This is a genomic window from Vibrio sp. SCSIO 43135 (genome assembly GCF_023716665.1).
GTDB lineage: Bacteria > Pseudomonadota > Gammaproteobacteria > Enterobacterales > Vibrionaceae > Vibrio > Vibrio paucivorans.
In genome coordinates this window covers 1,492,413-1,507,103 of record NZ_CP071859.1, presented here as the reverse complement: position 1 = coordinate 1,507,103, position 14,691 = coordinate 1,492,413, and the positions used below count along the sequence as shown (strand labels likewise).

The window sequence follows — 14,691 nt, the reverse complement described above, 5'->3', positions numbered from 1 at the left end:
TTGTCAACAATTCCTTAACTTGAATATAAAATAGACTATTAATGTGTCGACAATCAAGTGAACTGTCGACAATTTAGACTAAGGTATGAGTCGCTATGATTTTTCAATTGGTGGGCCCGCTATGGAAACTTGTGGCGAAATCTACTTATATACAAGGGTTTTAAACAAAAAGGCCAATACAACATGTGTATTGGCCTTTTCATTCTCGCTCAAGCTAACACTACTACTAACAACCAAAGTGTCGACAGTTCGATTATGGAGTTAGGCAACCTCGCTGGGCGACACATATTGACTAATATCGACTTCATCAATTTGAGCGCTTGGCAAATGCGCATGGGCATACTCTAAGTAACAACCGCTCTCTAAGAACAAAATGAACAAGTCCCTATCAATATGCTCATCCAGTGCCATTTTGTGCATGATATCGATGGCGACACTTATAGGCTTAGCCTTCTTATACGGACGGTCAGCTGCCGTCAGCGCTTCGAAGATATCGGCAATCACCAGAATTCGCTCTGGGATAGATAGACTTTCACCACTTAGCTTACGTGGGTAGCCCGTCCCTTTGAGAGTTTCATGGTGGGTGGAGGCATAGCGAGGAACCCGACTCAGCTCCGGAGGGAATGGCAGTGCATCAAGCATCTTGATCCCACTGATCATATGTTCATTAATCTTAAATCGGTCTTCGGCTGTTAACGTACCGCGTGAAATTGAGAGATTATACACTTCACCCAAATTGTACTGATATTCAGGGACATCTACTTTGATACCTAAATGCGGTTCAAACTCCAGAGGGTGAACACGCCGGTGAATATGTTCAGGCTTGTCCGAAAGGAGTGGCTCTTCGACAGGTAACGACTGCCCTGCTGGTAACGTCACGTCTGCTTTAACTTTGCTCATTTCCTCAAATGGTGATAAGCCAATGCTATCGTCAAAATGTCTCTTCCAAGTTTTAAGTGCGATCGCTTGTATACGCTCAACTTCCGCCTCGCCCATAAATTCTCCGCCTACATTTGAACGAGCAATAAATTCAAAGTCATCTTGTAGCGTTTTTTTAGTCTTGTTCAAACGTGACAACGCTTGTTCTTTATCGATGCTACCTTCCTGCAGGGTCTTCAAATATTCAATTTCCGCGTCGCGCAATAGCACTTCAAATCGCATTCGAACTTCATGAATGCGATTGTAGTTCGCTTCTAGCTTGGTGCCTTTGTCTACGATGTGCTCCGGAGTGGTAATTTTACCGCAATCATGCAGCCAAGCGGCTATCCTAAATTCTCTTCGTTCAGCATCATTCGCGAAGCAAAAGTCTTTAAACTTACCCTCACTGCTCTCTTCTGCGGCCTTTGCGAGTAACATGCCGATTTCAGGTACGCGATTACAATGCCCTGCAGTGTACGGCGACTTGTCATCGATCGCCTGCGCAATGAGCTTAATGAACGCCTCTACAAATTCTTCTCGCTGCTTCTCATGTTGCTGTAATTCGTCACCCATTTTGGCGATGGACTCCGACAGCTCATACACCTCTTTGATTCGCGTATTAACTAAGCCAACATCACTATACTTACGCGCTTTTACCTTCTTGGTTTCCAGCCGCAATGCACGAATAGGCTTAACGATTGGCGCACTAAAGCGCCACGCAAGTGGCATTAACGCAAACATGACTAGTGCTGTAGCTGCGATGGAAGTCATTAACTTTGGAATCACTTGTTCTGTGACTACTGAGTTCGGAACAACGACCGCAAAGTATTCATATCCAAATTCACCCGAACCCATTTGAGTGACAAACACAAATCGACGCTCGCCTTCGATTTCCATTTCAATCATCTTGTCATGGTTGATTTGTTGTTGAGTGACCTGATACAACTCTGGATAGGGAACGAAGCTACCACGCCATTGATTCGTATCTAGCCATTTTGCTTTTAAGGCTCTTCGCTGTTGAGGCGAAATTGCGGCGATCGCTTGGTTGATAACTGCTATTAACGCTTGGTTTTCCTCTTTCATATAGAGGTGAAATGAAATAGGGTCCGATTGACTTAGCCCAGTCACAGAAACTGTCGATTCAACAACCAACTCGTTGAGTTCACTCAAAGTGTGGTAAGTATCGATAAGGTAATCCAGCTCTCCACTCATCAGTGACTCTTTCGCTTCATCGAGACTCGCCAGTTCAACGATATTCAGTTTAGGGTATCGCTCTAGTAACCATGACTTCATACCAAACCCGCCTACTACTCCAATCCTATCAAACGTCAGCGAGTTCAAATTTTTAGGTATTTTACGAATCACTTTTGCAGCAATGGCCAGTTGCCCTTCAAACAGTAAATCGCTCTTAATTCCTGGTGTTACGGAGTTTGCCGGAACAGAATGCAATATCTGGAGGTCGCCTATCCGGTATTTCTCGGCGAGTTCAACGCTGGTGAAGCCATTAATTAATTCAAAAGTAAGTCCTGTCTGGTCGGCAATCAGCTCTAGCACATCAACGGCATACCCTTTTGGCATACCCGATTGAGCATAATCATATGGGCCCCAGTCATTTTGATTCGACACCAGTAATGGTGGAGACTGCTCAATCAGTGCACGCTCTTCCTCACTCATTGCTAAAGGTGCCGATGAAGGAATCAACACTTCATTAAACAGTTGACGATTAGAAGCGATCACTTCCCCTTTGCTGTTAAAAATGAACGATTCTGCGTCCGTCCCTTCTTCCAGACCAAGTTGTGTCGCTGTGATTTTTTGATTTACTGCCGACAAAACCACATCAATCCCTATCGCCCCTTTAGGGCTACCAATCGAATAGGTTTGACCGGTGATCTTCAAGTGCTTAAACAGGTAAGGTTCCGTTTTGAAAACATCTGTACCTTCCGCTCCAACATACCAAGGCCTGCGGGTTGGATAATAGTTGCTTTCTTCAGTAGTACTTTTGGTCAGCGAAAAGTCGTCTGTGTAGTAGTTGGTAATACGCGTGCGTTTATCATCCTCGTTGAAGATCTTGATAACTACCCACCTATCGTTAGGCGCAGCTTTTATTCGCTCTCGAACAATAGGCGAAGACTCTAGGTTGATGACTTGAAAAAACCGGTCATCATTGCGTCCGAAATACAGGCTGTAGAAAAGTGGGTTATCAGAAAGGATTTGGCTGAAAATGTCTCGTATCTCGACTTCGGTAAATGCGTGCTCAATACTGGTTGCGACGCCGCGGAGTATTTTAACGCTGCTGGTCGCATTGGTTTCCACCTGTTGTAGATACTCGCTTACGTTGGTGGAGGCACTCGTCAGTTTGGACAAAACAGCTTCTTGGGACATTTGCTTACCAAAATAGTATTGCATACCAATCGCCACACAGGCAGTCACTGTTGTCGCAAACAAGAACATACTGCCGACAGTAAACTTTATTGAATACTTACGACGCCCTTTAAGCGGTGTGTTCATCCTTATGCCTCCATGGCAATTTCCAATCCGACTGACATCTCAATCCCGAGATTCATAATGATTATTAAACTCAACGATTTATATATCAATACAACATCCTATAAATCGAATCTATTGTAGAACTCAAATTAAGCAGAAAACCGGATGCATATCAAAAACCTGAATGGATAAAAGCATTTCATACCAGCGTGAACTTTATGAACAAAACCTCCAATATGCTCAATATTCTTTTTATCTACGCATTAGAGACACTTTATTAACACTTATTTAACCTTAAACACATCTTCATTGATGAGTCCCTTCCCATCAATGCAGTGAAATGATAACAATACGCACCATCACGAACTTTGGTGCGCCTACATAAGGAACGTGAATCATGTTTAAGGTAATGAAACCAACACTAGCCGCATCGATTATTGCAGCGACCTTTTCTTTCAGCGCTTTTGCTGCAGACGTCGAGAAAATCCACTTCTTAATTCCAGGTGGTGCTGGCGGTGGCTGGGACATGACAGCTCGTGGTACTGGTGATGTACTCGTTAAAGAAGACATCGTAGAAAATGTTTCTTTCCAAAACCTTTCTGGTGGCGGTGGTGGTAAAGCAATTGCTCACCTAATTGAAACAGCAGAGCGTCAAGAAGACACGCTAATGGTTAACTCAACTCCTATCGTGGTTCGCTCACTTACCGGAATTTTCCCTCAATCTTTCCGCGACTTAACACCTGTTGCAGCAACTATCGCTGACTACGGTGCCATCGTTACGTCGCCAGACTCTCCATACAACACGTGGGAAGATGTGGTTAAAGAATTCGAATCTAACCCACGTAAAGTGAAGATCGCAGGCGGCTCGGCACGCGGCAGTATGGACCACTTAGTTGTAGCCGCTGCGTTTAAAGGCGAAGGCTTTGATGCGAAGAAAGTACGCTACATCGCTTATGATGCAGGCGGTAAAGCAATGGCAGCGCTGCTTTCTGGTGAAACGCAACTGCTTTCAACTGGCCTAGGTGAAGTGCTAGAGATGTCTAAATCTGGCCAAGTAAAAATCCTTGCAGTGACGGCTCCTAAACGCCTAGAAGCAGCGCCAGACATTCCTACTCTTACTGAATACGGTAACGAAACAGTATTCGCAAACTGGCGTGGATTCTTCGCAGCACCTGGTGCTAGCCAAGAGAAAATCGACGAGTGGAACGCGGCTTTAACCAAAATGTACAAAACCGATCAGTGGGAAGTTGTTCGTAACCGTAACGGTTGGATCGACAACTACAAAGCCGATAAAGACTTTTACGCTTTCCTTGAAGATCAAGAGAAGCAAATGGGTGACCTAATGCGTGAGCTTGGTTTCCTTAAGTAAGACCCTGTAGGGTCGAGGAATCGACCCTACATCCCTGTTTTGCCGTATTAAAGAGTTCTATCTTGCGGTTTAAGATAGAGTCCATAAAAACTCCTTTGTTTATTTAGCCACGCTTTTTGGGCACGGCTTGTTGAAAATAAACATGTAAGCCAATTTGACTAGCAGCAATCAGCTTACTTTCGAGGTTGCCCCGTTACCGGACCGTTTCATAGGAATAACCCCCAACATGAAATAGAAGGTAAAACCTGCAAACTCACGTTGATGAATATCCTGACAACTACTCATTAACTCTCTTTTATACGGCCTTTTTCTTCCCCTCTTAAACAAACTATGCAAATGGAGTTGGATATGTCGGATTTGCCAACTAGTTCATTCTTTAGCAAGGAAAACCTTCTTTGTCGCGACCGAGTCGGCGCAATGATTTTCCTTTTGGTGTGCCTTTGTTATGGCTATCAAACCTCACTGATCCCGTTATTCCCGGGTGACGAGTACGAACCATTCACAGCAAGAACGCTGCCCACTCTTCTCACATTTGCAGGTATTGGATTATCCATTCTATTGCTGGTGACAGGACAACCAGACACTCAAAGTGGTGCCGTCGTCGGTTTTAACTGGAAGCTTCTTCTTTCATTCATTGCTTTGATGGCGTTGTACGGCATTGGCCTCACCTACGTTGGCTTTGTTATCGCAACTAGCTTCTTCTTATTAGCTGGGTTTTATTTACTTGGCGAACGCCGCAAGAAAGTGTTGTTTGGCGCATCTTTCCCATTCGTTATCGCTTTCTTCCTGTTACTTACTCAAGGCCTAGACATCTATCTTGAGCCAGGCTTAATCTTCACTATCTGGTAGGACGTATTATGTTAGATGGAATTTTACAAGGACTGTCTACGGCAGTAATGCCAATGAACATCATGATGGTGATCGTTGGGTGTTTCGTTGGCACATTCATTGGGATGCTTCCAGGTCTGGGCCCTATTTCTGCTATTGCACTGATGATTCCAATCACTTACGGGTTGGATCCATCGTCTGGCTTAATCTTAATGGCTGGTGTTTACTACGGCGCAGTATTTGGTGGTTCAACATCATCAATCTTAATCAATGCTCCAGGTTGTTCTTCAACGGTTGTTACCGCTTTCGACGGCTACCCAATGGCACAAAAAGGCCAAGCTGGTAAAGCGTTAGCGCTAGCGGCTTATTCTTCTTTCACCGGTGGTACGCTATCTGCAATCATGCTTCTAGTCGCAGCGCCGGCTCTTGCAAGCGTGTCGTTGAGCTTCCAGTCTTCAGACTACTTTGCACTGATGCTACTAGGTCTATCGGCAGTTGCCGCATTTGCTGGCCCAGGTCAAGTCATCAAAGCTTGGATGATGACCGTTCTTGGCTTGATGTTGTCTACCGTGGGAATCGACAAAGGTGTTGGCGTTGAGCGTTTCACATTTGGCCTAACCGACCTAATGGATGGCTTTAGTTTCCTACTCCTTGCTATGGCAACGTTCGCTCTGGGCGAGACTCTAATGGGTGTACTAAAACCTTCTGAAGATACTCGCGGCGAAGAACAGCAAAAAATGAGTGACATCGGCAGCATGAAGGTAACTAAAGAAGAGATTAAAGACGTCGCTCCAGTATCGATTCGTTCTTCTATCTTAGGTTTCTTTACCGGCGTACTTCCTGGTGCGGGTGCAACCATTGCAGCATTCTTAAGCTACGGTATGGAGCGTAACCTAGCGCCAAAAGACAAGAAGAAAGAATTTGGTAAAGGCAGTATCCGTGGTCTAGTTGCCCCAGAATCTGCAAACAACGCCGCTTCAAGTGGTTCATTTGTTCCACTGCTAACGTTGGGTATTCCAGGCTCTGGTACAACAGCCATCATGCTTGGTGCATTGATCGCTTACGGTATTCAACCTGGCCCTCGCCTATTCGTTGAACACCCAGATGTATTTTGGTCAGTCATCATCTCTATGTACTTTGGTAACATCGTACTGGTGATTTTGAACCTACCGCTTATCCCATACATTTCAAAACTATTGGCAGTACCAAGGACGGTTCTTCTTCCAATGATTTTGTTCTTCTCAATCACTGGTGTTTACCTAGTATCCTTCAATACTATGGACATCTTCATTATGTTGTTGGTAGCAATGGCAGCCATTGCACTGAGGTTGGCTAACTTCCCACTTGCCCCGCTATTGCTTGGTTTTATCCTTGGCGGACTAATGGAAGAAAACTTACGCCGTGCACTGATGATCAGCGATGGAGAACTAAGCTTCTTATGGGAGCGTCCTATTACACTGACGTTCACCGTATTAGCAGTACTGGTATTGGCGAGTCCGATATTCGTTAAGCTGTTCCAACGCTTTAGAGCGCAACCAGTAAAAGTATCGCAGTAACGAATCAGTGTTGATTCCGGCAATCTAAAGGAGCTTTCGAGCTCCTTTTTTCGTTAACGGCTTCATTGATTAAACCTTTCTTCAATTAAACTTTTTGTCTTATGGGAAACAACGTCAATTGATGATTAATAAATTAGAGTATATACTCTAATTTATTTTTTGTAGGTTTGACCCATATGAAGCTTCGCCCTCTTGTCACCCTCACTTGCGGATTACTCATTAGTTCGAGTATTGCCGCCGCTCCTATTAGCTTTGAACAGGCGTGGGAGATCCTACAAAAAGACAACAACTCATTAGCGGCGCAACGTGCCAACGTTGAACGTTATCAGCATATGCAAAGTGCTACCGACAACCTCAACCTCCCTTCGGTAAGTATTGGTGCCAACTACACGCGCCTCGACTCAGACGTAACATTATCTGGCGAGCAACTTAGTGACTCGTTAAGCAATGTTTCCCCTATCGGCGCGGCAATCTTACCGCTATTTAATGATGTCACTTCAACCATTACTGAACGCGATGTTTTTACCTCCTCAATTCGCGCCATCTGGCCGATCTTTACTGGTGGGCGCATTAGCGCAGCTCAATCTGCTGCAGAAGGCAAAACCGAAGAAGCAAAAAGCCAGCTTGCTATGGAAACTCAAGCGCGATTTGAAGATCTCAGCAAGTATTACTTCAGTGTGCTTCTCGCTCAGGATGTGCTTTCAACTCGACAAGCCGTCGAGAAAGGCTTAACGAAACACCGAGATAGTGCCGTTAAGCTTGAGCAACAAGGTCAGATAGCACGTGTCGAACGCTTGCAGGCAGAGGCATCATTAGACAAAGCTATTGTAGAACGTAAAAAAGCTCAGAAATCGCTGGATATAGCCCAGTCAGCACTGACGCAAATACTCAATACTGGCGAGATAGTGCAACCAAACGGTACCTTGTTCATCAACGACAATCTGCCTCCACTGAGTGCATTCGTCGATCAAACCTTACTGACTTACCCTGGGTTAGACTTACTCGATGCCAAAGAAAAACAAGCAAGCAGCTTAATCAAAGCAGAAAAAGGCAAATACTATCCTGAAGTCTACCTATACGGTGACTACAGCCTGTATGAAGAAGATTCTCTAGCCAGCCAAATGAAGCCTGATTGGCTAGTTGGCGTTGGCGTTAACATCCCGCTAATCGAATCGAGCGGTCGCAGCCAAAACGTTAAGGCGGCGCACAGCGCAGTGTCACAGGTGAAGTACCTGCGTAAGCAAGCCAAGCAAGACCTGCAAGTGCTGGTACAGAAAACCTATTTAGAAGCTGAACAATCACAGGAAGAAGTAAAGGGATTGCTGTCTAGCATTAATTTAGCGGAAGAAAACCTTACCCTGCGTAAAAAAGCCTTCTCCCAAGGGCTATCAACGTCTTTGGAAGTGGTCGATGCCGAGCTCTATTTGGCCAGTATAAAAACCCAACAGTCCGCAGCGAGCTTCAATTACCTATTATCACTGACAAAGCTTCTCGCCTTAACTAGCGAGATGGACACTTTCACCCAATATCAATCCACTGCAATTAGCAACTAGACCAACAATAAAACCAAAAGAACGACCTAAACTAAGGGATATCTCATGAACCGTGTTAAACCTGCCATTATTGCCGTCTCTACGCTTGCTATTGCTTTATGGGTTGGCTTCAGTTTTTTTCAAGCCTACCAACCAAAACCAGTTCGACTGCAAGGCCAAATCGAATCACAGCAATACAGCATCTCGTCCAAAGTACCGGGACGAATTGACCAAGTCATGGTTCGCAAAGGCGATGAAATCCACAAAGGCGATTTGGTCTTCACACTACATAGCCCTGAAATAGATGCCAAACTCGCTCAAGCCATTGCTGGTCAAAAAGCCGCAGGAGCACTCGCTAAAGAAGCAGAGAAAGGAGCACGTGACCAACAAGTACAAGCCGCCAAAGATCAATGGCAAAAAGCAAAAGCGGCCTCTGAACTAATGGAGAAAACGTACTTGCGTGTGAATAACCTATTCAACGATGGTGTGGTGGCAGAGCAAAAGCGTGACGAAGCACAAACGCAGTGGCAGGCAGCCAAATACACTGAAAGTGCCGCATTCCAGATGTATCAAATGGCCAAAGAAGGGGCTCGTAGCGAGACAAAAACTGCTGCGGCGGAAAAAGCACGCATGGCCGCTGGTGCTGTTGCGGAAGTCGAAGCCTATGCGGCCGATACTAAAATCGAAAGCTGGTTCGATGGCGAGGTATCTCAAGTCTTGTTGCAAAGCGGTGAGCTAGCACCACAAGGTTTCCCTGTGGTTACCGTCATCGATACTCAAGATTCATGGGCAATGTTGAACGTTCGAGAAGATCAGTTAAAGCACTTTGAAAAAGATGCCGTGTTCAACGCCTACTTACCTGCACTTGACCGAAACTTAGAGTTTAAAGTGAGCCATGTTGCGGTAATGGGTGATTTTGCGACTTGGCGCTCTACCGACTCTTCTCAAGGATTCGATCTTAGAACCTTTGAAGTAGAAGCGCGTCCAGTAGACCCAAGCGTTAAACTACGCATGGGGATGAGCTTAGTAGTAGAAGTGAAGTAAATCATGAGCTCTTTGATGCGGCGTTCAACATCCCACGCACAAACGCTATGGCTACATTCACAAACGCCATTGCTACGTCATGACAAGTGGTTGCTGTCGTGTTTAACGTGGGTCCCAGTGGTGTTAGCCCTATCGATATGGATGATTTTCTCTCAAGGTATAGCGCGTAACTTGCCTGTGGGCGTAGTGGATTTAAGCCACAGTCAAATGTCTCGGCAGCTTAGCTTTTATATTGATTCCACCTCAACGCTTAAGATCAGCAATAACTATAGTGACGTTGGCCAGGCCAAAGATGCCTTAATTTCAGGCGACATCTACGCTTATATCATCATTCCAAGCCAGTTTGATAAGCAGGTTCTTAGTGCTCAGCGACCGCAAGTTTCGGTGTTTTATAACAGCCAATACATTCTCATCGGTAAGCTGATTAACTCTGCCATTGTGCAAGCACAAGGGACATTCAACGCACAAATCGAAACCATAAAAGATCTGGCAAAGGGTAACTCCACACCGCTCAGTGCCATCGGGCAAGCCCTACCGGTTCGAACTCAAATCACACCATTGTTTAATAAAAATTCAAACTATGCGCAGTTCTTGGTGTCTGCGATCATTCCGGCATTGTGGCAAGTGGTCATTGTCGTCTCAACGATCATGATTTTGAGCGCTAACTATCGGCATTACGGTTTAACACAGTGGCTAGGTTCACGCTACGTTGTTAATGTAAGCCGAACCTTGTTGGGCTATGTACCCCTCTTTGTTCTGCAGGGCATCGCCTTTTTATGCTGGTTCTATTACGGGATGAAATGGCCGATGAACGGCACATTTGCACCGCTCATTTTTGCTCAACTCATCACCACCATCGCCTGCATGATCATGGGAAGCTTTTTCTTTTTCATCACACTTGATGCTGCTCGAGCCATGAGTTTTGCCGGTGCTTATACAGCTCCGAGTTTCGCCTTCATGGGCATAACTTTTCCCGTGACAGATATGAATAACCTAGCGCAGATTTGGCGAGCATTATTGCCTATCAGCCACTACATCGAGGTACAAGTTAGCCAAGTCAGTTACGGAGCTAGCGCCGCAGCTTCGTTGAGTCATCTCGTTCCTATGTTGGGCTACGCCCTACCCGCATGGCTAACTGTGTTACTGATTAAAAAACACTGGACTAATGAGCAACTCAACACTCGCCAACCAATAAAGAGCGAAAAGCCAAAAACAACCAGTCAGCCAGAGGAACTATCATGAACCTCGTCCAAGCGATAAAAGCGGAAGTAGCTGCGCTACTATCAAATCCAGTTGTTCTACTAACCGTATTTGGTGGAGTGATTTTCTACTCGTTTCTGTATCCGTTGCCATACTCCAATCAAACGCCACGTGAGCAGATGATTAGTGTGGTGAACCTTGATAAAAGCCAAGTGAGTTATCAGCTTGAACGTATGGTGGATGCGACACCGCAAATAAAAGTTGTACAGCGAGATCACTCCATTGAAGCGGCCAAACAAGCGTTTTTAAACGGGGACATCACGGGTTTATTAGTCATCCCAGAACACTTCTACAAGGATTTGATGTTGGGTAAGAGCCCTACTTTGGCGTATGCAGGTGATGCGTCTTATTTCTTGGTATATGGAACAATAGTCGAGGGCCTAGCCCAAACAGGTGGGACGCTCGCCGCGCAAGCAAAAGTATCCAAGCTGTTAGTTGAGGGAGAACCGCTTTCTTTAGCATCCAACCATTACGCTGCATTCTCTTTAAATATGAAACCAACGTTCAACCCGAACATGGGTTATGTTAATTACGTTGTACCCGCAGTGTTCGTACTGATATTGCAACAAACACTAGCGATGGCGTCTGGACTAATGGGCGGCAGCCAAAAATTTGGTACTGGGTATTGGAGCCAGCTTTCTGCAATCAAACTTGTCTTGATTAGAAGCTTAGTGTTTTGCGGAATCTATACTTTGCTCTCCATGTACTATTTTGGCGCAAGTTTTACTTCGCATGGTATTAACCAACTGGCCAATATTTCCCAACTGTTGGCGCTTTTGTTTCCTTTCCTTCTCAGCTCTTGTGCGATTGGGATTTGGCTAGGGCAAATTACCCCGAGAAGAGAGCTCGTCACTCTAATTGTCCTAATCAGTTCAATGCCGCTCATTTTCTCGGCGGGTTTTATATGGCCAACGGAGATGATCCCAGCTCCCATTAATTGGCTTGCTCAGTTATTTCCAAGTACTCCAGCCATTCAAGGTTTTCTTAAAACCAATCAAATGGGGGCATCATGGCAGCAAATCAGCCAAGAGTTTTCTACTCTATGGCTACAAGCGGTCGGCTGGCTGTCGCTCGCTACGTATTCACTAAGCGCTCGAAAGAGCGCTTAATCGTTTATCTATCACCCGGATTTGCCCTCTCCTTTGTAAGACTTCTGTTATATATCATGAAGTTGGTCGCATTTTTTGTAATGCTTAGTTTACTATTGTCATCTATCATTAATTGATTCATAAAATAAATAACTAAAGCAATTAAAATCGCGGTATCTATGGAAAGCAGCAGTTCTAGATCAACACTCACTATTGAAATAAAGTCTTTCCTAGCGGTGTTTATTATTCCGTTATTGATCGTTTTACCCGCTTCTTTTTATGTTGCCGTCGACGGTATACAAGCAAACCTGCGCTCTACTGTGAATACCTACAGCACCCGCGTTGACGATATCATTTCAGAACTCCACAGCGAAAACAAACAAGCAATGCAGCATCCAGATAGCTGTGGTCTGATCCGTGAAGATTTACTGTTTGAAAGCCTAGTGCGAGAAATGATCATCGTGCGAGATGGGATCGCTATTTGTTCGTCTAAACGTGGTGAAATTGACCAAGACTTATCCCTTCTCATCGGCAAAAAAGGGACTAAAACTGGCGAGTACTTGTTTGATATCAATGGCGACCCAACTCAAAGAACCATAGTAATTGTTGATACCATTGAAGGAGATGGTTTTTCTGGTGCATTCTCTGTTGTCGACCGAAACTTCCTGCTACAAAGGCTAGGACGAATTGAAAGCGACAGGCTCAGTTACGTTAAAGTAAAGTTTGGGCCACGTGTTTACCCAGCGAATACCACTTTCACATCCGACACCTACCACTATATCCACACTTCGAAAAAGTATGGCTTTTCGATGCTTGCAGAAGCGAGTGAAGACTACATCAACGCTAGGCTGCTTTACACAGCAACAGGCAGCGTCCCAGTTTCTCTTTTAATTTCCCTGCTGATTTTTGCCGCTAACCGACTACTCAAACGACGCGACTCATTGGTCGATGACTTAAAAAAAGGGCTAAAACGTGGTGAGCTTTACTTAGCCTATCAACCCATCGTCACTAGCCAAGGCCATAAGATTGGCGGAGTCGAAGCGTTAATCCGCTGGAATCACCCAACGCTAGGATTAGTGCGGCCTGATGTGTTTATTCCTCTCGCTGAAGAACAAAACTTGATCATTCCGCTAACAGACTATGTATTGCAACATGCACTCTACGACCTTGCTAGCCTCCAGCCTGATAACGACATTCACCTAGGGGTCAATGTTCCCCCTGCTTATTTACATACCTCGACGTGCGTAAGTGAATTGACGCACTACAAAGAACAGTTTGAGGCCATTGGGATTAAGCTGTGTATCGAAGTAACAGAAAGGCAGATGCTCGATAAACTCGGTAGAGACGTACTGAAAGAACTGCGAGACAGCGGGCTAATCATCTCTATTGATGACTTCGGAACTGGCCATACGTCTTTATCTATCTTGCAAGACACAGCGTTTGATCATCTAAAAATTGATAAGTGCTTTGTTGATACCATTGGTTTAGAAACCGTTAATGCACCAGTACTCACTACAATCATTGAACTTGGGCATAAACTGCAGGTTAAGGTTGTTGCTGAAGGTGTAGAAACCGCCCAGCAAGCCGAGTACCTAGCAGGCTTCGATGTTCAATACCTTCAGGGTTATCATTTCTATAAACCAATGGGCATTGCGGATCTACAACAGGTGTTCAAAGACTCTAAATTAGATTAAAACCCGCGATGTTTCCAAAACTGTGCTTCGTCTTTGGCGAGCACATTAAAGGTTTTTACTGCAACTTCTTTGCCCTCTAACTCTATCGACATTCGCCAATGACCAATGTTAGATTCCAAACCATTTTCAGGGCAAAGAAGTTGGATCGTATCACCTAGATAGAAATCCCAATCGTTACTGCCAACATATTCCTCACCGTCAAACGGGGCCAGCACCTGCCCTTTCTTACTTAATACTCCAGGATGTTCAATACAGTAACGTATCAAGGCACCTTTCGCTTTCTTGATGTTAACGATGAACCCAAATTCTACATCCACTTCCGCATACACGTCTGTGGTGAACTCTTGAATCTTAGGTAGATGCTTGGATTTGGAATCCCAAGTGGAATACACACCGTAGGATGTCATTTCTACGATTGCTGAGCGCTTGGCCACGTTTGCCACCTCTTTCTCATTTTGTTAATGGTTTCTTCCGCGACCCCATGAATGTTGCTGTACTGCCCAGTACATTCCACCACTTTTAATTCAGCGCGATAGCGCTTGGCTAGCGCACGATAGGCTTTCATTTCCCATAACCGTACAAACGTATTGGCCACTACCACGCTATTACCTGATCGTAAGCTTTGTTCCGTTTGTTGACGGCACCAATCATGCGCTTGAGAGATTTTTGCGGCGTCGTACACATAGTTACCATCAGCATCAATGAAATACATATCGGCTTCATAGTGAGCAACACCCATGGTCTTGGCCAACGTAGATTTTCCCGAGCCTGGCAGCCCGCGAATTAGAGTCAGTGTTAATGACATAAACAACACCGAGTGAAAAAACAGCCTCAATTGTATCAAAGATAGCTATCGACATCTGAATCTTATTGAGTTAAGTTTGGATGTATAGACGTCCAGAAAGCTTAGGGAGA

The 14,691-nt window shown here is 45.0% G+C and carries 11 protein-coding genes; 8 read left to right on the top strand and 3 right to left on the bottom strand.

Translation table 11 applies throughout. From position 1 onward, the window contains the following. Positions 1–261: 261 nt before the first annotated feature. Positions 262–3,426, bottom strand: coding sequence for an HD domain-containing phosphohydrolase (locus tag J4N42_RS06890; RefSeq protein ID WP_252030685.1), 3,165 nt, complete (start codon positions 3,424–3,426; stop codon positions 262–264). A gap of 376 nt (positions 3,427–3,802) precedes the next feature. Between J4N42_RS06890 and J4N42_RS06885 the strand changes: the two genes are divergently transcribed. From J4N42_RS06885 to J4N42_RS06850, 8 genes are all read left to right on the top strand, one after another. Continuing rightward, positions 3,803–4,774: a tripartite tricarboxylate transporter substrate binding protein gene (locus tag J4N42_RS06885; RefSeq protein WP_252030684.1), complete on the top strand. Its 972-nt coding sequence runs from the start codon at positions 3,803–3,805 to the stop codon at positions 4,772–4,774. 348 nt (positions 4,775–5,122) lie between these two features. Then, positions 5,123–5,623, top strand: a complete 501-nt coding sequence (locus J4N42_RS06880) for a tripartite tricarboxylate transporter TctB family protein (RefSeq protein ID WP_252030683.1) — start codon at positions 5,123–5,125, stop codon at positions 5,621–5,623. 8 nt (positions 5,624–5,631) lie between these two features. Next, positions 5,632–7,158, top strand: coding sequence for a tripartite tricarboxylate transporter permease (locus J4N42_RS06875; protein WP_252030682.1), 1,527 nt, complete (start codon positions 5,632–5,634; stop codon positions 7,156–7,158). A 176-nt stretch (positions 7,159–7,334) separates the two neighbouring features. Further along, complete coding sequence (locus J4N42_RS06870; RefSeq protein WP_252030681.1) at positions 7,335–8,711, top strand: TolC family protein; 1,377 nt, start codon at positions 7,335–7,337, stop codon at positions 8,709–8,711. A 45-nt stretch (positions 8,712–8,756) separates the two neighbouring features. Further along, complete coding sequence (locus J4N42_RS06865; protein WP_252030680.1) at positions 8,757–9,734, top strand: HlyD family secretion protein; 978 nt, start codon at positions 8,757–8,759, stop codon at positions 9,732–9,734. A 3-nt stretch (positions 9,735–9,737) separates the two neighbouring features. After that, on the top strand, positions 9,738–10,976 hold the full coding sequence (locus tag J4N42_RS06860) for an ABC transporter permease (RefSeq protein ID WP_503034744.1): 1,239 nt from the start codon (positions 9,738–9,740) through the stop codon (positions 10,974–10,976). Further along, positions 10,973–12,103, top strand: a complete 1,131-nt coding sequence (locus J4N42_RS06855; protein WP_252030679.1) for an ABC transporter permease — start codon at positions 10,973–10,975, stop codon at positions 12,101–12,103. The genes J4N42_RS06860 and J4N42_RS06855 overlap by 4 nt, the downstream gene beginning before the upstream one ends. A gap of 158 nt (positions 12,104–12,261) precedes the next feature. Next, a complete protein-coding gene (locus J4N42_RS06850; protein WP_252030678.1) occupies positions 12,262–13,776 on the top strand; it encodes an EAL domain-containing protein in 1,515 nt (504 codons plus the stop codon). On the opposite strand, the gene J4N42_RS06845 is transcribed toward J4N42_RS06850, so the two are convergent. Then, a complete protein-coding gene (locus J4N42_RS06845; protein ID WP_252030677.1) occupies positions 13,773–14,210 on the bottom strand; it encodes a DUF3859 domain-containing protein in 438 nt (145 codons plus the stop codon). The two genes, J4N42_RS06850 and J4N42_RS06845, sit on opposite strands and share 4 nt — an antisense overlap. Beyond that, positions 14,186–14,581, bottom strand: a complete 396-nt coding sequence (locus tag J4N42_RS06840) for an ATP-binding protein (RefSeq protein WP_252030676.1) — start codon at positions 14,579–14,581, stop codon at positions 14,186–14,188. Before J4N42_RS06840 ends, J4N42_RS06845 begins: the two co-directional genes overlap by 25 nt. Between the last annotated feature and the right edge of the window lie 110 nt (positions 14,582–14,691).